The following is an 18,280-nucleotide window of genomic DNA, read 5'->3' on the forward strand; positions in this document are numbered from 1 at the left end:
GATGCGGTCGCGATCTCCGGTCCGGCCGGCTGATGCATCGCGGCGTGCGAGGCGTCCGCGATCCACGGCTGCTGGTTGACCATCGGAATCCGCCAGCCGGCGTGACCGTCGCTGGCGAGATGATCGAGCCGCGTCACCGAGCAATTGTCGATGGTGAAGGCAAGGCCCTTTTCCGGTTGATCACCCAGCGCTACGCCGATCGCGGCCTTGATTGTGCCGCCATGCGCCACGGCGATGATGTCCTTACCCGCGTGCGCGGCGGTGATGCGCTCGATCGCGCGGCGGACGCGGTTATACAGATCCATGAAACTTTCGCCGTTCGGCGACGGCTCGTCGATCGGCGCGAACCAGTAGCTGCCGACATTGATCGGGCGGCTGGCAAAGAACGCCGCGCGGTTCATGCCCTGCCAGTCGCCGAGGTGCTGTTCGGCCAGTTCGGGCTCGTGCTGCATGTTGTCAGGCTTGGGAAATCCTGCGGCCCAGATCGCGTCCGCAGTCTGGTGCGTGCGCTTCAGATTGCTGGAGAACCACGCGGCGTTGCGCGGCAGGACCCTGCTCACCGCGTTGAATACCACGCGGTCGCTGCAGTCGCAGTCCATGTCCTTCTGACCGTAGATGTTGCCGCCGTCACTGCGCACCGGTGCGTGTCGTACCCACCACCACCTGGTCGATACAACGCCGGTGGGAACAGTGTGCTGGGCCACGAACGGTTTTTCGGCGTTGGACATCGCAATCACCCTTCAATACTGTTTCATCCGCTGTACGTCAGTGCGCGCAACGTCTCAAGCCTCTTCAGAATGCAGACGCAGGCAAATTCCACGCGGCGGCAAGCCGCGCAAAAACAACGGGAGCAAACCTATGGGCCGTCTCGAAGGCAAATCCGTGATCATCACCGGCGCCGGCAGCGGCATCGGCCGCGCCGCGGCCCTGTTGTTCGCCAAGGAAGGCGCCCGGCTGATCGTGGTCGATCGTAGCGACTCCGTGCAGGAAACCGCAACGCTGGTCGGCAATGCCGGCGGCACCATCGAAGCGGTCATGGCCGACGCCGGTTCCGAAAGCGACGTGAAAGCGTTCATCGAGAAAGCGGTCGCCAAGCACGGCCGGCTCGATGCGATCTGGGCCAATGCCGGCGTGTCAGGCGGGCTGGTGCCGCTGGTCGACCAGACCGTCGAACAGTGGCAGGAAATCCTGCGCATCAACCTGATCGGCCCGTTCCTCGCCATCAAATATGCGATGCCGCACATGATCGCACAGAACTACGGTTCGATCGTCCTTACCGCTTCGGTGGCCGGGCTGAAGTCCGGGGCCTCCGGTCATCCCTATGCGGCGAGCAAGGCCGGCGTCATCAGCCTGGTGCAGACCACCGCTTATTCGCTGTCCGGCACCGGCGTGCGCATCAACGCGGTCTGCCCCGGCCTGATCGAGACCGGCATGACCAAGCCGATCTTCGACAACGCCAAGGATCGCGGCACCGAAGGCAAGATCGGCCAGCTCAACCCGCTGAAGCGCGCCGGACAACCGCACGAACTGGCGGCAATGGGACTGTTTCTGGCCAGCGACGACGCATCCTACGTCAACGGCCAGGCAATTCCGGTCGACGGCGGGCTGACCGCGTCGATGCCGTATTCGGGCAAGCCGATCTGAGCGCATAATCGGCCCTCAAGGCCGGCGTTGCGAGCAGCGATGTGAAGCAATCCGGAAGGCCGCAAGGGCCGACCCGATTGCTTTCGCTGCAACGGCTACTCGGAACGACGCGGCCGCTACCGCGCGGTCGCTTCTTACAATCCGTCAGGCGGCATGCTCGGCGCGCTGGTGGCCTGCATCCGGTTGCGGATGCGCTCGCGGTGGAAAGCGTAGAGACCGGACAACACGATCACCGAAGCGCCGAGGATCATCGGCGCGTCCGGTACGTCGCCGAACACGAGATAGCCGAGCAGCATGGCCCACAGCAGTTGCGAATAGCGGAATGGGGCCACCGCGGAGATATCTCCGGAGCGCAGCGCCATGATCACGCACTGATAACCGATCAGCACCAGCACGGCGGCCAGCGCCAGCAGGACCGACGCGCTGCCGGAGGGCGGCGTCCAGCCGCCGAGCGGCACCATGACGATGCCGCCGACGATGGTCACAACGCACGTCGTCAGCAGCGTCACGAACAATGATGGGATTTCCTTGGGAATCCGGCTCGTCGCCAGATCGCGGACGGTGCAGAAGGCCACCGAGATCAAAGCCAGCAGCGAAAACTGGTTGAAGCCCGCGACGCCCGGCCGCACCACGATGAGCACGCCGATGAAGCCCACCGCGATCGCCAGCCAGCGCCGCCATCCCACCGGCTCGCGGAAGATCAAGGCCGCGCCGAGCGTGATCGCCAGCGGCAGCGACTGGAAGATCGCCGACGTATTGGCCAGTGGCAGATAGGTGATCGAGGCGAGGAACGTCACGGTGCCGCCGATCTCGCCAAACACCCGCAGCGCCACCGGCAATTTGAACAGGATGGTCACCGGCCGCAATGCCCGCTGATGGTAAGCGAGCGCGAACACCAGTACGCCGGCGACGAGGCCGCGGACCAGCATCACCTGGCCAAAATTCATTTGGGCTGTGAGAAATTTGGTCGTCGCGTCGTTAAGGCTGAAGCCGGCCATGGCCACGGCCATCAGCAGGCTGCCACGAAGATTGGGAGAGAGCGCCAAGGGAAATCCTGGAAAGGCTGCGGACAGCGCCGGGCGGGATCAGCGTGAGCGACGACGCTCTATGTGGACCAAAAAAGAAGCGCGAGCCAGTTGGCCCGCGCTTCCCTGCCATTCATTTCGCGCCAGCCTTCAGCGCATATTCCCATGAGGCCTTGGCCAGCGGCACGGTGCGCTTGACCGACTCCATCGCCTTGGCGGATGACGCGGTGCCATCGCGGATGCGGCCGGCGATACCCTGCAAAATGCCCGCAAGGCGGAAAAGGTTGTAGGAGTAGTACCAGTTCAGGTTCGGCACGCTGCTGCGTCCCGTCGCCTTGCAATAGATCTCGGCGGCTTCATCCATCGTCGGGATGTTGAGCGCCTCGAAATCGAGACCGGAAAGGCCCGGCATCGTCCATTGCATCAGGAGATAGGTGAAGTCGGCCATCGGATCGCCCAAGGTCGACAGCTCCCAGTCGAGCACCGCCTGCACCTTGGGCTGCGTCGCATGGAAAACCATGTTGTCGATGCGGTAGTCGCCATGCACCACCGACACCCGCTCCTGGTCAGGCACCGAGGTCGGCAGCCATTCCATCAGCCGGTCCATCTCCGGAATCGACTGTGTTTCCGACGCCTTGTACTGCTTGGTCCAGCGATCGACCTGCCGGGCAAAATAATTGCCGGGCTTGCCGAAATCGCCGAGCCCGATGGCGACGGGATCATACATGTGCAGCTTCGCCAGCGTCTCGATCTTGTCGGTGAAGATCGGCCGGCGCTCTTCTCTGGAGAGCTGCGGCAGCGCCGGATCCCAGAAGATCCGGCCGTCTTCCATCGACATGATGTAGAACGCCGAACCGATCACGTTGTCATCGGTGCACAGCGCATAGGCCTTCGCCACCGGAAAACCCTGCTTGCCCAGCGCCGCGATCACCTTGAATTCGCGATCGACGGCGTGGGCGGAGGGCAGCAGCTTTCCGAACGGCTTGCGACGCATCACATAGGAGCGACCGGGCGTGTTCAACCGGTAGGTCGGGTTGGACTGACCGCCCTTGAACTGCAGGACGGTCAGCGGTCCCTGATAACCCTCGACGTTTTCCTTCATCCAGGCTTCGAGACGAACTTCATCGATCCGATGACGTTCCTCGACCGGCTTGGTGCCCGAAAAATCGTCGTCCTTGCGCACGCTTTCAGTCACGCTGCTACCTCGTCAGTGGTTAGTGCTTGGCCGGAGCATTGGCATACTTGCGAAGCTCAAGCCGCGCAATCGCGCGGTTGTGGACCTCGTCCGGACCGTCCGCGAGACGCATGGTGCGCATCGAGGCGTAATCGCGGGCAAGGCCTGCATCATCGGAGACGCCGGCCGCGCCGTAAGCCTGGATCGCGTTGTCGATGATCTTCAGCGCCATGTTCGGGCCGGAGACCTTGATCATCGCGATTTCGAGCTGCGCGGTCTTGTTGCCGACCTTGTCCATCATGTCGGCGGCCTTCAGGCACAGCAGCCGGTTCATTTCGATGTCAGTGCGGGCTTCGGCGATGCGCTGCTCCCAGATCGAGTATTCGATAATCTTCTTGCCGAACGCGGTGCGCGACGACAGGCGCTTGACCATCTTTTCCAGTGCCTCTTCGGCCTTGCCGATGGTGCGCATGCAGTGATGGATGCGGCCGGGACCGAGACGGCCCTGTGCGATCTCGAAGCCGCGGCCTTCGCCTAGCAAAATGTTGGAGGCCGGCACGCGCACGTTTTCCAGCAGCACCTGAGCGTGGCCATGCGGCGCGTCGTCGAAGCCGAACACCGGCAGCATCTTCTCCACGGTGACGCCCTTGGCGTCGCGCGGCACCAGAATCTGCGACTGCTGCTGATGCTTCGGCGCCGACGAATCGGTCTTGCCCATCACAATCATGATCGCGCAACGGGGATCGCCGACGCCGGACGACCACCACTTGCGGCCGTTGATGACGTATTCATCGCCGTCGCGCACGATCGAGGTTTCGATGTTGGTGGCGTCCGATGAGGCGACCGCCGGCTCGGTCATCAGGAAGGCGGAGCGGATCTCGCCGTTCATCAGCGGGCGCAGCCACTTCTGCTTGTGCTCTTTCGAGCCGTAACGCATGAACACTTCCATGTTGCCGGTGTCCGGCGCAGAACAGTTGAATACTTCGGAAGCCCAACCGATGTGACCCATCTGCTCGGCTAGCAGCGCGTATTCCAGATTGCTCAATCCCGCGCCGTGGAATTCCTCGTCCTCATGAGAAGACGGCGGCATGAACATGTTCCACAGACCCTCGGCTTTCGCCTTGGCCTTCAGCTCCTCGACGATCGGGATCACCTTCCAGCGCGCGCCCTCTTCATCCTGCTGCCGATAGATCGGCTGCGCAGGACGTACATGCTTGTCCATGAAGGAAGAAACGCGATCGAGCCATTCGCGCTGACGGTTCGAGAGAGTGAAATCCATGGGGTGTCCTCATCTTTTTTTTCAGGAAGAATTTGGCGGCACTGTTGTCCTGTCGTTCGTCGTCCGCAAGCATTTTTCTGTTGTTGCAGCTGCGAGCATGGCCGACGCAAACCCGACCACGACACGTCATACTGCCCACGGGACAATTGACATCGCGGCCGGTCAAACGATAGTTTCATACACGCGTTTGAAATGCAATCACCTCGTCCCGCGCCCGGCGCATAGGGCTCTCTCATGGCGGCAGACCACACCAGGACGGCGATCCTCGAAGCGGCCGAGCGGCTCTATGCCGCGCGCGGCTTTGCCGACGTCACGATGCGCGACATCGTCGCCGCGGCCGACGTCAACCTTGCCGCGGTGAACTATCATTTTGGCTCAAAGGACGAATTGATCGCCGAGCTGTTCGTGACGCGCGGCCTGGTGACCAACCGCGAGCGCCTCAACGAACTAAAGATCGCCGAAGAGGCCGGCGGCGGCCGGGCCGAACTGGCGGCGATCTTCACCGCACTGATTGGCCCGACATTGCGCGGCTGCCTCGGCCCGGAGAAGCAGCGTTCCGACGCCGCGCGCTTCATGATCCGCGCCTCGATCGAATCGGTGCCGCCGATCCGCAAGATCAAGAACCGCGAGGTTGATCATCTCCGCCGTTTCGCAGCAGCCATGCGCCGCACCCTGCCCGACCACGACGAGGCTGACCTTTTCTGGGGCATTCATTTCGCGCTGGCGATGGCACACCAGACCGTCCGGGACAGCGAACGGCTCGGCAAGATGTCCGACGGTGCCTGCGACCTCACCGACGTCGCGGGCATTGTCGCGCGGATTGTCGGGGTGTCAGTGCTGGCGCTGACCGGGCGAGCCAAACTGCGGGCGTGACGCGAGCTGTGTCGCGTCAACCGCTGCCACCGGTCTGGTTATCGCCATAACCATAGCCGAAGCTCGGACGGCTTGGCGGCGGGCTGACGATGTAGCCCGGATAGTCACGCACGGGCCGACGGCGCACGTAACGTCGCTTCCGCGCGGCGCCGAGATCGGTGACAGCCACATGGTCGCGCGTTGCACCCAACGGCTGTCGAAGGCCGGCTGCCTCCGCCATTGCCGGATAGCTGCCTGCGGCCAGACAGATCAGGGCGGCCAGCGCGATGGCGGGGCAAGGAGGGTTCAGGAAATGCAGCCGCATGTTCGATCCTCCACAACAGCTCGTAAACATCCCCTCCCCGAGATCGTGCTCAAGCGCCTTATTGCAACCGGCCCGCGATGACAAAGCTGTGAAACGCGTGCGATTCGACCAGGCGCAGGCGCATATAGTCCGTGACGGGGCGCCCTGGCGGGCCTATGCCGGGCGCGCAACCGGACGCGCTCTATGGATTCGCAACAGGCCAGCCGCCATGTCGCCGCGGAGATCGAATCCGTCGGCACGCTGATGCGCTCGCTGTCCGGGCGCTATGAAGGCATCTTCGCAGAACTCGCCACGACGCTGCACGCCACGCTGGCGCAGTCCGGCACCATGGTAGAGGCCGCGCGCGACGCCATCGCGATCACCGAGGCCGCGGCGAACAGTTTCCGCGATAACATCCCGAACCAGCCGGCCCCCGCCTGCTCCAGCGGTTGCAGTCCGTGCTGCCATCTTTACGTTCAGGTGCCGCCCGGTATCGCCGCGCTGATCGCGGATCATATCGAAGCCAGCTTCACGGCGGTCGAACGCGCTGCCCTGCGGGAACGGCTGCGGGTCGCCAGCGATGCCTTCCGCGCGGTGCCGGACCCGGCCCGGCTTCGGCTGCGCTGCGTGCTGCTTGGCGACGACAACCGCTGCACGGTCTATGAGGTGCGCCCGCTGTCCTGCCGCGCCTTCACATCACGATCGCTGCCGCGCTGCCAGCAGGTGGTGTTCGGCGATGCGCCCGATGGCGGCGTCGAACAGAACGCCGCGCATTTCCGGATTCACACCGAGGCGACATTTGCGCTCGAACAGGTGGCCAAGGCCCGCGGTCTGCCGTCAGCGCAGATCGGACTGGTGGTGGCGTTGCTGGAAGCGATGCATGAAGGATAGCGCTGGTCTAGAGATGGAGCTGCCAGACCAGTACGACTGCCAGCAAGGTCCCAAGGCCACTTAAGGCCCACCCGGTGGCATAACTGGCGTCTTCATTCCCCCGCGCATCCAGCCTCTCCGCCATACCGCGCGTCGCTCGCCAATGGGACATGACAACCTCCGGTCAGGATGAACCAGCGAGAAGATAACGTGCCGAAGTGCCCGGAGGTTGCATCGTTGCCGACCGCACCAAAAATAAACCTGCCGGGCGCGGCCGGCGCGATCGATCGGTATCCCCGTGAGAAACCAGGCCCCTCGCGACTGCGCGAAATGCCACGCCGGAGAGGTTGAGGCGAATCCGGCGACGTGATACCTGATCGCCAACGCGGGTGTAGCTCAATGGTAGAGCAGCAGCCTTCCAAGCTGAATACGAGGGTTCGATTCCCTCCACCCGCTCCAAAAACTCAATGACTTCAGTACACTAGAGAACTTCGTGTCGCTTTCACAGGACATCGATTGCGGAACGGCTGCCCGGCAGCCCGGCACGATCTCCGCAGCGCATCCCGATCGCTCGCCCGTCGCTGTGGCAAGCATCGTGATTCCCGTGTTCAACTCGAAAGCATCGCTGCCGCGGTTGGTCGACACGATCGCAGCGCTGCGCGCGTCATCGTCCATCCGGTTTGAAATTATCCTCGTCGACGACGCCAGCACCGACGGCTCGGCGGCGGCATTGCGCGATCTGCAGAAACAGGCGGCCGATGTGGTCGTTGTCGAGATGCCGATCAATCGCGGACAATCGAAGGCGACCACGACGGGAGTTCTGGCGGCTCGCCATGACGTCGTGATCACGCTCGACGACGACTTGCAGCATCAACCGGAAGATATCCTGCGCCTGCTCGAACAGCTTTTGAATGCCACGCCGCGGACTCTGGTTATCGGTGTCGCGGAGTCATTCAAGCGCCCGCTGTGGCGCGGACTGGCGGCACTCGGCTGCAACCTGATTTCCAACCTGTTTCTGGCAAAAGCCATTCCGCTGCAATTGACGACCTTCTGCGCATTCCGTCGGCAGCTGTGTTTCCACCTCGACCCGAAAGCCGATCCCGACTTCGCCTTGATTACCGAAATGGTCCAGGCGGCGGACCGCATCGTCGCAGTCCCCGTGCAGTTGAACCGATCGGCGCAGCGGAAAAGCCGTTACACGCTGCGAACATTGCTGCGGCTCTTCCTGAGCCGGTCGAGGTGTTACAGCCTGTCCCGGGTGCTGACCGGCCTCGTCGGCATTCTGTCTGTCATGACGGTCAGCGCCGCGCTTTGGGTCGCCGACGGAGCACCTGTGTATTCTATTGTCGGCTGGACGTCGGCGTTGATGTCGGCCCCCCTGGCAGGGCTGGCGGTCAAGGTGCAGCGCGATCGTCGCACGCTCGCCGTTACACGGGCTGATCGTCCGGTGTGATGTAGTCCGTCACCCGCGCCGGGACGCCCATGACGATGGCGAAGGGAGGAACATCCTTCACCACGACGGCTCCCATACCGACCACCGCATAACGTCCGACACTGATCCCATCGCGAATGACGGCCGCAGGAGCGATGTGCGCGCCCTCCTCGATCCGGCTATAGCCGCCAACGACGCAGGCCTGGCCGAGATAGGCGAAATCGGACACCTTCACGTCGTGCGAGACAATGGCGCCCGGCCGCAGAAAGCAATGCGAACCGACCGAGCTGTCCGGTCCAATATGCGCTGAGGCCGAGATCACCGATCCCGCCCCTGTCGGGACATCGTCCGCCGTGATGGCTTGCGGATCGATGAGGGCGGTCCAGCGCGAAAGCGGGATGCCCAGCTCGACGATCCGCCGCGCGTTAGCCTGCATGCCGCCCGCCTTGTGCAACGGCGCGACAAAGCAAACGTCGTCGTCAAACCGCTGCCAGTCGTCAAACCGGCCAACGACGTCGCCGCCATACAGCGATGTTCCAACCGCGAGCTGATCGTTCAAATAACCGATGCATTGATGCGAAGCATGGGCGCGCGACAGCGCCTGCACTGTCCGGGCGGCCAGCGTGCCGCCGCCCTTGCCGCCGAAAATCAGAACCTTGATCAACGCGAACTCCGTCGCCCGAAAGCGCAGCTCCCCATGGCTACGCCACCTCGGTGCGCAGGATCGCCAGCGCCAGCGTGGTGGCGCGAGGGACGATGCTGTCGAGGTCGAGCCATTCCAGGGGCGTGTGGACGTTGCCGCCGACCGGACCCAGGCCGCACAGAGTAGGCGTGCCGACGCTGGCGGTGAAGCCGGAATCGGCGCAGCCGCCGGCGAATTCGCCATCGAGGGTCGGCAGCCCGGCGTCGCCCGCCGCGGCTCGGTAGACGGCGAACATGGCCTTCGAGGCTTCGCTCTGCACCAGCGGCAGGAATTCGCCGTTGATGTGCAGCTTCGCCGTAGTGCCCGGCACCGTCGAGGTGGCGATGATCTGCTCGATCGCGGCCAGCGTGGTGGCGCGGTCGGCGGGATCGATATAGCGCAGGTCGATCTGGCCCTCGGCGTGCGGCGCGGTGGTGTTGACCGACTGGCCGCCCTGAACCAGCCCGACATTCAGCGTAATGCCCTTTGCCATGTCGGTCAGCGCATGGATCTGCACGATCTTGTGGGCGAGCTCGCCGATCGCGCTGATCCCATCGGCAAAGTTGTTGCCGGAATGCGCAGCCTTGCCGACGATCTCGAAGCGCATGAACACGCCGCCCTTGCGGCTGGTGGTGATGTTGCCGGTCGGCCGTCCCGGCTCGGAATTGTAGACGGCGCGGGCGGCGCGGCCCTCGCGCTCGATCACCGGGCGCGACGACGGCGAGGCGATTTCCTCGTCGGCCGTGATCAGCACTTTCACCGGGCACGGCGCGCCACCGAATTTCTGCAAGGCCGCGGCAACGAACACGTTGATGACGACGCCAGCCTTCATGTCCGCGATGCCGGGGCCAAAGGCGCGGCTGCCGTCGATGCTGAACGGGCGGCGCGCAGCCTCGCCCTTGGGAAACACGGTGTCGCGATGCCCCATCAGCAGGACCGGCTTCTCGTTGCTGCCGGGCTTGGCGACCAGCGCATGCAGCGCGTCGCCATAGACATCATGCGGCTCGCGCCAGCTCTCGATGCCGTGTTCGGCAAAATGCTGCTCGAACCGCGCCGCCACCGCATCGATGCCCTCCTTGTCGTAAGAACCGGAATCGATGTTCACGACGTCGCGCAGCAGATCGATCATCGGCTGCTTTTGCGACGCGATCCATTCGGTGACGGCGGCTTCGGTGCTGGTGGTCATGCGGATTTCCTTTGAAAGTAAAATTCTGATTTGCGGCAACCCCACCTCCCTCAACCCGCTTGCCGGGAGAGGTGAAGAACCCATCGTTGCCGTTCGCGTTTCTTAAACGGCCATCGCGGGCGCGGCCCGGGCGATGTTCTGCTGCTTCATCATCCGCGCAATGTGTTCGCCGATCACCACCGTAGTGAGATGGGTGTTGGCGCGGCAGTCCGAGGGCATGATCGAGGCGTCCGCGACGCGAAGCCCGGCAATGCCCTTCACGGTGCCGTCGGGATTGACCACACCATTGGCGTCGTTGAAGCCGCTCATGCGGCAGGTGCCGGCGGCATGCTGGATGTCGCCGGTATCACGGCGAAGGACGGCTTCCAGTTCGCTGGTCGGTAGCGCGGCGGCCTGCGGCAATGTCAGGTCGGTGTCGGTGAGGCGGATCCACTCGGTAATCCCGGCCAAAGCCGGCTGCGTGGTGAGCACCGCGAGGCGCTTCACTGCATCGACCATGCGCAGCATGTCGCGCGGATCGGCCAGCATGTTCTCCTCGACGGTTGGATCGATCGAGGCGTCGGCTGACGCCAACTTCAGCGTGCCGCGCGAAAACGCGTTGAACAGGCCCGCCGCCACGGCCCCGGGCACGCCAATGCCGCGGTGATTAAAGGCGATCAGGATCATGTCGCGCTTGCCGCCATTGGCGAGGCCCGACGAATAGGTCACGCAGCAATTGGTGTGGCGGGTGTCGGGATCGGTCGGGCGAAGCTCCTCGCGCAGTTGTACGGTGGCACGGAACAACGGGTGGTCGAAGAACTGCCGGCCGACCGGCAGATCCTTCTGCACCTCGATGCCCATCGCCTTGAGTTCGTCGGCCGGACCGATACCGGAGCGCAGCAGGATCGCCGGGCTATGAATCGCGCCGGCGCACAGCACGATTTCGCGCGCCGAGATTTCCGAAGTGCCCTGCCCCTCGACATGCACGACGACGCCTGTGGCCTTGCCGTTCTCAAGGATCAGGCGATCGACCAGCACCTTGCCGCGGATCTCCAGATTGGCGCGGCCGCGCGCCGGCTCCAGATAGGCCTCGTTGGTGGTGATGCGGCGGCTGTCGCGGCTGTTGATCGGGTAGCAGGCAGCCCCTTCGCCGTCCGGCCCGTTGACGTCGTCGCACCAGCCATAGCCGGATGCCAACGCAGCGTCGCGCAGGCCGCTATCGATCGGGCCCCATTTGTCCGGCGGCGCGCGATAGATCGGCAAAGGTCCGCCCTGGCCGTGGCCGGGACGGTCGCCGAATTCAAGATCGTCCTCGATCACCGAGAACAGCGGCATCACTTCTTTGGCCGACCAGCCGGTGCAGCCCAGCGCTTCCCATTCGTCGAAAGCGTCGGCAACGCCGCGAATGGCGATCTGGCCATTCATCATCGAGGAGCCACCGAGCCCCTTGCCGCGCCAGTAGAAGCGCGCGTCCTGCCCCGCCACCCGGCGCGTCAGAAGATGCGGCCACTGCCACTTCTCCTGAAATTCGCGGTTGTGAATGATCGGAATCGGATTCGGCGTGCGGATTTCCCACGGCGCCTCATCGGCGCGCCAGTCGAGACCGGCTTCGAGCAGCAAGACGCGCTTGGCGGGCTCTTCGGAGAGACGGGCAGCCACGGCGGCGCCGGCAGAGCCGCCGCCGACAACGATTACGTCATACATCAGTGATCACTTCCAGGCTCGGCCAGTATGCATTTCTAAAACCAGCCGGGCGCGAAGACTCGCCGCCGGTCGATCGTTCAGAAAACATTATGCGTCACGGCGTTGCCCGACGCCAGCTTGCGCGCCGCGGCTCCGATATGCAGCACCGCGGCGCTTGACCGGATTACTTCGCGGTCTTGTCGGCGTAGCTCGTGTTCATGAAGGTCCCGTCCGCAGGGATCGACGGCAGGTTGGCGAGATCAACCTGGATCTGCAACGCCGCCTTCATCACTTCCGGCTTGATCGCGACCGAGGCCGCGAAAACGTTGTCCCGAATCAGGCGCTCGACCGAAGCCTTGACCACCGATGCCGGCAGATTCGGAAACAGCTTGATGCCGCTGGCAACGGCCGCCTCGAGGTTGCTGCGGATGTCCTTCAGCGCCAAGTCCATCGCCGTCACGAATTTCTGCGCGATCGCGGGATCGATGTCCTTGCGGGTCGAGATCGCCGAGAAGGTGTAAGGCCCCGAAAGCTGAGGGAACGCCAGCACCACCTTGAGGCCCCTGCGCTTCCGCCTGCTAGGCGCCTGGCTCATATATAACGCCGCCTGCCGCCTGCCCCGCCAGCAGCGGACCGACCTCGTTGCTCATCGGCACTTCCATCACGGTGAGGTCCTGCTTTCTGGATTGCCGCGTCGCTTCGCTCCTCGCAACGACGTGGAGAGGCCTGAGCCAGGTCATGCACGCCACAGCCGAATCACCCGTGCGTCGGCCAGCCCAACGGGTGGAGCTGCTGCACGATCTTCATAGCGGAGAGGATCAGCGGCTCCTCGAAGCGCGGGCCGACGATCTGGATGCCGACCGGGAGGCCGTCCGATGTCATGCCGGCAGGCACCGCACCGCCGGGCAGGCTCATCAGGGTGATCAGGAACGAGCCAGCGATCCAGTCGGTGTAGTTGTCGAGCTTCTTGCCGTTGATCTCGGTCGGGAAGTTCATCTCGACCGGGAATTGCTTCACGGGGGATTGCGGCGTGATCAGGAGATCGTAGCTCTCGAAGAATTTCGCAAAACGCAGAAACAGTTCCTGCCGCTTCTGCTCTGAGGCTGCAAAATCCAGCGGTGTCACCTTGAGTCCGGCCTTGACGTTGCCCTTGAGGTTGACGCCGAACTCCTCAAGCTGGTCGAGATTGGCGTATTGCTGGCCGACCATCCACAGCCCGCGCCACGCCTGATACGGCTCCTTGCCGTCAGCGATATCGAACTTGATTTCTTCGACGCTGGCTCCGGCACTCGCCAGCGACATCGCGCAGGCGCGGCAGATCACGTCGATTTCGGGATCGACGCCGATGCCGGAAATGTCGGAGACGTAGGCGATACGCAGGCCCTTGAGATCTTTCACATCCGCCACGATAGCGCGCGCGCTCTTCCACGGCGGCGCGACCGAGATCGGCGACATCCGGCTGTAGCCGACCAGCGCGTCGAGCATCAAAGCGGCATCTTCCGCGGTGCGCGCCAGCGGGCCATGCACCTGCCCGGGATCCCACGCCATCGGCATCGGCCAGTTCGGCGTCAGCCCCGGCGTCGGGCGAATACCGACGATGCCGTTGAAGGATGCGGGCATGCGGATCGAACAGCCGAAATCGGTGCCCTGCGCCAGCGGCACCATGCCGGTGGCGACCGCAACCGCCGAACCACCCGACGAACCGGACGGCGAGAGCGCCGGATTCCAGGGATTGCGGGTGACGCCGAACACGTCGTTGAAAGTATTGGCGCCTGCGGCGAATTCCGGCGTGTTGGTCTTGCCGAGCACGATCGCACCATGGGCCCTGAGGCGGCGCACCGCTTCGGCATCCTCCGTCGGCACGTGGTCCTTGAAGCGCGGCGAACCGTAGGTGGTGCGAATGCCCTTGGTAGGCGTCACATCCTTGATGACGACCGGCAGGCCGTGCAGCGCGCCGAGCTTGTCGCCGTTCATCACGGCGGCTTCGGCCTGTTTCGCCTGTTCACGCGCGCTGTCCGCAACCAGCGTGACGATGGCGTTGAGCTTCGGGTTCACCCGCGCGATGGTCTCCAGATGGGCGTCGAGCACCTCGACGGGGCTGACGGCCTTGCTGGCAATCAGGGATGCGAGTTCACAGGCGGTCTTGCGGGAAAGATTGTCGGTCATGAAAGTCTCTCGTTCGTCATGGCGAGGAGCCCTTGCGACGAAGCAATCCAGCTCTTGCAGAGCTTGTGCTTTCTGGATTGCCGCGTCGCGGAGTTTATCATCGGGCAAGCGAAGCCGGACCCGTTGGCTCCTCGCAATGACGGGGTTAGGTCTGAGTGCTTCTACTTGCCGGCCCAGTGCACGAAGCGGCGTTCGATGGTGAGGAACAGCAGGTTGAGGCCGTAGCCCAGCGCGCCGGCGGCGAAGATGGCGGCGTACATGTCGGGCATCTCGAACATCTGCTGCGCCTCGAACACGCGCTGGCCGAGGCCATCGACCGAGCCGATGAACATCTCCGCGACCACGACGATCACCAGCGCCAGCGACACGCCGTTGCGCAGGCCGACGAAGGTCGCCGGCATCGATTCCATCAGCATCACGTCCCACAGCACGCGAACGCGCGAAGCGCCCATCACCTTTGCAGCAAGGATTCGCGTCTTGCGCGCGTTCATCACGCCGTAGGCGACGTTGAACAGGATCACCAGCGCGGCGCCGAAGGCCGCGACGGAAATCTTGGTACGATCGCCGACGCCGAACAGCACCAAAAACAGCGGGAACATCGCCGAAGCCGGCGTCGAGCGGAAGAAATCAATCAGGAATTCCACCGAACGATACAGCCGCTCCGACGATCCCAGCAGGATACCAAGCGGTATCGCGATGATCGCGGCAAAGAAGGTCGAGTAGATCGTGCGCTCGACGGTCTTGAGGAAGTCGATGCCCAGCTTGCCGTGGAACATGCCGGCCCACATCGCCTTGAAGGTGGCGAGCGGCGACGGCAGCAGCACAGGATCTACGATGCGCAGCCAGGTCGCGAACGACCAGATTGCCAGCAGCACGGCTACTCCGACCAGCGGCAACAGGAATTCGAGGCGCTTCCAGATCATCGCATTCACCCCTTGCGCACTTCGCGCTGGAAGATTTCCAGGCAATGCGCCTTGGTACTGATGAAATCAGCTTCCGTCATGGTCTTGTCGGTACGCGGCCTTGGTGCGTCGTAATGCACGAATTCGACGGCGCGCGCCGGATGGCGCGACAACAGCAGGATACGGTCTGACAGATACACCGCCTCCTCCAGATCGTGCGACACCAGTACCGTCGTGGTCTGCGTCTCCTGAAACACCCGCTGCAACTGCTCGCGCATGAACAGCGTCATCTCGTAATCCAGCGCCGAGAACGGCTCGTCGAGGAACAGGATTTCCGGATCGACCACCAGAGCGCGCATGATCGAGACCAGTTGCTGTTGCCCGCCGGACATCTGGTAGGGATACAGCTTGAGATCGATCTTGACGTTGAGGGAGGCCACGATCTTCTCGACCTGAACGACGCGATCCTTCTTCGGGATGCCCATCACCTTCAGCGGATAGGCGATATTGTCGAAGGCGCTCAGCCACGGGAACACGGCTTCGCGATAGTTCTGGAACACGTAGCCGAACTTGATCTTGTTCAGCGGCCGGCCGTCGAACAGAATCTCGCCTGTGTCCGCCGGAAACAATCCAGCGATCATATTGATCAGCGTGCTCTTGCCGCAACCGTTCGGCCCGAACACCGACATCAGCTTGCCGCGTGGAATGTCGAAGTCAAAATTGTCGTAGATCGTGGCGTCCGAGAACTTCTTGCTGAGGCCCCGGATCGTCACGTGCGGCGCGGTCCGCGTTGCTGCGGCCCGCGCATTGTCCGACAATTCGATCTTTGCAGCTGGCTGCAAGGCGTTCACTGCGACCTCAATACTTGTAGATGTATTTGGTGACGTCGAGCTTCTCGGGGACGACACCGATCGAGGTGCCGAAATCCGACAGCTTCTGCAGATCGCCGATCTGCTTCGGCGTCATGTCCTTGGCCATCGTGTAGCCGAGCATCGACACCATATCGACGACGTTGTCGGGGGTGAAGGTGTTCTTGGCGAGGTACTTGCGGGCGTCATCGGGGTTCTTGTTGATGTAGTCGATCGCCTTGGACCAGGCCATCGCGAAGCGCTTTGCCACTTCGGGGCGCTTCTGGATGAACTCGGTGGTGATCGCGCAGCCGGCGGCATAGGCGTCGGCCTTCTCGTCGCCGAGAATGTATTTCGAGATCACGCCGGCTTCCAGCGTGCGCGCGACGCCGGCCTTGATCATCATCGAGGCATTCGGCTCCAGCGTGTAGCCGCCGTCGAACGTGCCGGCGGTCATGGCGTTGACATGCTGGCTCATGTCGAGCTGGTCGATGGTGTATTCGCCGTCCTTGACGCCGTTCTTGGCGAGAATGCCCTTGGCGGTATTGAGATTGGCCGGGCCCGGCGCGGACATCAGCTTCATGCCCTTGAGGTCGGAGATCTTGTCGGCCTTGACGCCGTTGCGGACAACGAACTGCTCCATCTTCCACACCGGGGTCTGGCTGTTCAGCGCGATGTACATCGCGACGCCCGGCTTCTTGATGTTGGCGTTGAGGCCTTCCAGCGTCACCAGCACGACCGAAACCTCGATCTGGCCGGTGATCATCGCTGCCACATTGGCCGGACCGCCCATCAGCTTGGTCATTTCCGGCTCGATGTTCTGCTCCTTGAAGTAGCCCTTTTCCAGCGCCACGAAATAAGGCAGCGACGAGCTCAACGGAAACACGCCGACCGCGACCTTGTCCTGTGCGGCGGCCCGCTCCGGCGAAAAGCCGGCCAGCGCCAGCACGGTCGTAGCGGTCAACATCATCCGATTCAGCGAATTCATGCGTCGTGCTCCCAATGATTGCAGTTGGCGAGACCCCCTCGCCGCGAATTTCACCTGCCTTACCCCCGGCAGGTGATCAATTTTAGAGCAAGACTCGTGCCGTTTAATCGCCGGCCGGCCTGCTCGGTCCTTCACCTATTCGCCGACGTCGACGATCGCGATCACCGGGCCGCCGCCATGCGGGCCTTGATGCATCGCATCAACCGACACGAATACTGCGGGGTCGCCGATCGCCAGCGCGGCCACACCGCCGACCGCCGCCTTGGAGTGGCGGTGATGGTGAACGTCGGAATCGTCGAGCATGATCTGGCGACGTCCGCGCAACTGGCCGGTACGGTCGGCCTCGCACTTCATGAAGCAGTTGACGACGCGGCCCTTGAGGTCTTCCGAGCGCGGGCGCTCCGGCAGTTCGAGGCCGGCGTCGCGGATCGAGTCATAGATGCCATCGATATCGAGCGCATCCTTCATGACGGAATGGCCGATGCGATAGCGGCCGCCGGCGCCGGCCTTGTTGCCGAGGAGCACGATCTGCGCCTGCGTCAGCTCGACGCCGGACGAACATGATGCCACCGCGGAATACAAATCGAGATCCTTGCAGATCTGTTCGGCCTTCGGCATCGGCACTTCGCCGAGTGCGACGGCAATGCCGAGTGCGGTGGTACCGTTGGAGACGCCCATTGAATCGTGGACCTCGCAGGCCAGCGTCTGGCCACGGGATTCCGCGTCGCGGGTGGATTCGATGGTCAGCAAGGGCGTCTTGGTCTGCACGTAGTGCACGTCCTTGACGTCGGTGATCCCTGCATCCTTCATCGCCGCCTTGACGGCATCGGCGACCTTCTGGACCATCGCCAGACGGCCGATGTCTTCCGGCAACAACTCGGCGGAAAGCGCCGTGCCGATCACCAGCCGGGACTTGTCGGCCGGGCCGGTCTTGTCGTTGCGGGCGAATATCGTGGCGTGCGGGGTGATGACGCCGTCGCAACCGCCGGACCACACCATCGGCACATCGTGGATCGCCGTTTCGCTGCGGGTGCCGTGCTTGAGCAGCACGCGGCGATAGGCTTGGTCGGCAAGAATGCGGGTGAAGTCATTGACGCCGCCATTGCCCTCGGTCTTGCCGATCACGCCGATCACCTCGTCGGCGCCGAACTTGCCGGACGTAATCAATTCCTCGAGACCGCTTGCATCCTGCACGGTCTTCAGCTCGACCTTCGCCACTTCAATCGCCATAGTTCACCAATTCCATTATGTTTGTATTTTACGGTC

The 18,280-nt window shown here is 63.4% G+C and carries 19 protein-coding genes and 1 tRNA gene; 5 read left to right on the top strand and 15 right to left on the bottom strand.

Annotated elements, in window-relative coordinates; genetic code table 11:
* Nucleotides 1–728: histidine phosphatase family protein (locus tag JWQ24_RS00510; protein WP_299803057.1), on the bottom strand; the 728-nt coding region annotated here is incomplete at its 3' end.
* A gap of 130 nt (nt 729–858) precedes the next feature.
* On the opposite strand from JWQ24_RS00510, the gene JWQ24_RS00515 reads away from it, so the two are divergent.
* Nucleotides 859–1,644 (top strand): SDR family oxidoreductase, encoded by a 786-nt coding sequence (locus JWQ24_RS00515; RefSeq protein WP_299803059.1) that lies wholly within the window; start codon nt 859–861, stop codon nt 1,642–1,644.
* A 134-nt stretch (nt 1,645–1,778) separates the two neighbouring features.
* Here the strand turns inward: JWQ24_RS00515 and JWQ24_RS00520 are convergent, their stop codons facing one another.
* From JWQ24_RS00520 to JWQ24_RS00530, 3 genes are all read right to left on the bottom strand, one after another.
* A complete protein-coding gene (locus JWQ24_RS00520) occupies nt 1,779–2,690 on the bottom strand; it encodes a DMT family transporter (protein WP_299803062.1) in 912 nt (303 codons plus the stop codon).
* A gap of 112 nt (nt 2,691–2,802) precedes the next feature.
* A complete protein-coding gene (locus tag JWQ24_RS00525; protein ID WP_299803064.1) occupies nt 2,803–3,864 on the bottom strand; it encodes a phosphotransferase family protein in 1,062 nt (353 codons plus the stop codon).
* A 19-nt stretch (nt 3,865–3,883) separates the two neighbouring features.
* Nucleotides 3,884–5,122, bottom strand: coding sequence for an acyl-CoA dehydrogenase family protein (locus tag JWQ24_RS00530; RefSeq protein ID WP_299803066.1), 1,239 nt, complete (start codon nt 5,120–5,122; stop codon nt 3,884–3,886).
* A 234-nt stretch (nt 5,123–5,356) separates the two neighbouring features.
* Here JWQ24_RS00530 and JWQ24_RS00535 point away from each other — a divergent pair, with 234 nt between their 5' ends.
* A complete protein-coding gene (locus JWQ24_RS00535; protein ID WP_299803069.1) occupies nt 5,357–5,995 on the top strand; it encodes a TetR/AcrR family transcriptional regulator in 639 nt (212 codons plus the stop codon).
* 16 nt (nt 5,996–6,011) lie between these two features.
* Here the strand turns inward: JWQ24_RS00535 and JWQ24_RS00540 are convergent, their stop codons facing one another.
* Nucleotides 6,012–6,299, bottom strand: a complete 288-nt coding sequence (locus JWQ24_RS00540; RefSeq protein ID WP_299803072.1) for a hypothetical protein — start codon at nt 6,297–6,299, stop codon at nt 6,012–6,014.
* A gap of 183 nt (nt 6,300–6,482) precedes the next feature.
* Here JWQ24_RS00540 and JWQ24_RS00545 point away from each other — a divergent pair, with 183 nt between their 5' ends.
* The 3 genes from JWQ24_RS00545 to JWQ24_RS00555 all read left to right on the top strand — a co-directional run bounded on the left by JWQ24_RS00545 (nt 6,483) and on the right by JWQ24_RS00555 (nt 8,601).
* Nucleotides 6,483–7,169: a YkgJ family cysteine cluster protein gene (locus JWQ24_RS00545; RefSeq protein ID WP_299803075.1), complete on the top strand. Its 687-nt coding sequence runs from the start codon at nt 6,483–6,485 to the stop codon at nt 7,167–7,169.
* Nucleotides 7,170–7,533: 364 nt separating this feature from the next.
* Nucleotides 7,534–7,607 (top strand) — tRNA-Gly (locus JWQ24_RS00550).
* A 34-nt stretch (nt 7,608–7,641) separates the two neighbouring features.
* A complete protein-coding gene (locus tag JWQ24_RS00555) occupies nt 7,642–8,601 on the top strand; it encodes a glycosyltransferase family 2 protein (protein ID WP_299803077.1) in 960 nt (319 codons plus the stop codon).
* On the opposite strand, the gene JWQ24_RS00560 is transcribed toward JWQ24_RS00555, so the two are convergent.
* From JWQ24_RS00560 to JWQ24_RS00605, 10 genes are all read right to left on the bottom strand, one after another.
* Complete coding sequence (locus JWQ24_RS00560) at nt 8,576–9,244, bottom strand: hypothetical protein (RefSeq protein WP_299803079.1); 669 nt, start codon at nt 9,242–9,244, stop codon at nt 8,576–8,578. The genes JWQ24_RS00555 and JWQ24_RS00560 overlap by 26 nt on opposite strands.
* Nucleotides 9,245–9,281: 37 nt before the next feature.
* The gene (locus JWQ24_RS00565) at nt 9,282–10,448 is read right to left on the bottom strand and encodes a M20 family metallopeptidase (protein ID WP_299803082.1); all 1,167 of its coding nucleotides are present in this window, start codon (nt 10,446–10,448) and stop codon (nt 9,282–9,284) included.
* A gap of 102 nt (nt 10,449–10,550) precedes the next feature.
* Nucleotides 10,551–12,131: a GMC family oxidoreductase N-terminal domain-containing protein gene (locus JWQ24_RS00570; RefSeq protein WP_299803085.1), complete on the bottom strand. Its 1,581-nt coding sequence runs from the start codon at nt 12,129–12,131 to the stop codon at nt 10,551–10,553.
* A 163-nt stretch (nt 12,132–12,294) separates the two neighbouring features.
* Nucleotides 12,295–12,705, bottom strand: a complete 411-nt coding sequence (locus JWQ24_RS00575) for a hypothetical protein (RefSeq protein WP_299803088.1) — start codon at nt 12,703–12,705, stop codon at nt 12,295–12,297.
* Nucleotides 12,689–12,850, bottom strand: coding sequence for a hypothetical protein (locus JWQ24_RS00580; protein WP_299803090.1), 162 nt, complete (start codon nt 12,848–12,850; stop codon nt 12,689–12,691). The genes JWQ24_RS00575 and JWQ24_RS00580 overlap by 17 nt, the downstream gene beginning before the upstream one ends.
* Before the next feature lie 16 nt (nt 12,851–12,866).
* Complete coding sequence (locus JWQ24_RS00585; protein ID WP_299803093.1) at nt 12,867–14,276, bottom strand: amidase; 1,410 nt, start codon at nt 14,274–14,276, stop codon at nt 12,867–12,869.
* Between the two features lie 161 nt (nt 14,277–14,437).
* A complete protein-coding gene (locus tag JWQ24_RS00590; protein WP_299803095.1) occupies nt 14,438–15,199 on the bottom strand; it encodes an ABC transporter permease in 762 nt (253 codons plus the stop codon).
* A 5-nt stretch (nt 15,200–15,204) separates the two neighbouring features.
* Nucleotides 15,205–16,020 carry an ABC transporter ATP-binding protein gene (locus tag JWQ24_RS00595; protein ID WP_299803098.1) on the bottom strand — a complete coding sequence of 272 codons (816 nt, stop codon included), beginning with the start codon at nt 16,018–16,020 and terminating at the stop codon, nt 15,205–15,207.
* 16 nt (nt 16,021–16,036) lie between these two features.
* The gene (locus JWQ24_RS00600; protein WP_299803100.1) at nt 16,037–17,014 is read right to left on the bottom strand and encodes an ABC transporter substrate-binding protein; all 978 of its coding nucleotides are present in this window, start codon (nt 17,012–17,014) and stop codon (nt 16,037–16,039) included.
* Between the two features lie 135 nt (nt 17,015–17,149).
* On the bottom strand, nt 17,150–18,244 hold the full coding sequence (locus JWQ24_RS00605; RefSeq protein WP_299803102.1) for a ring-opening amidohydrolase: 1,095 nt from the start codon (nt 18,242–18,244) through the stop codon (nt 17,150–17,152).
* Between the last annotated feature and the right edge of the window lie 36 nt (nt 18,245–18,280).

The organism is Tardiphaga sp., from assembly GCF_028290495.1.
Classification (GTDB): Bacteria; Pseudomonadota; Alphaproteobacteria; order Rhizobiales; family Xanthobacteraceae; genus Tardiphaga.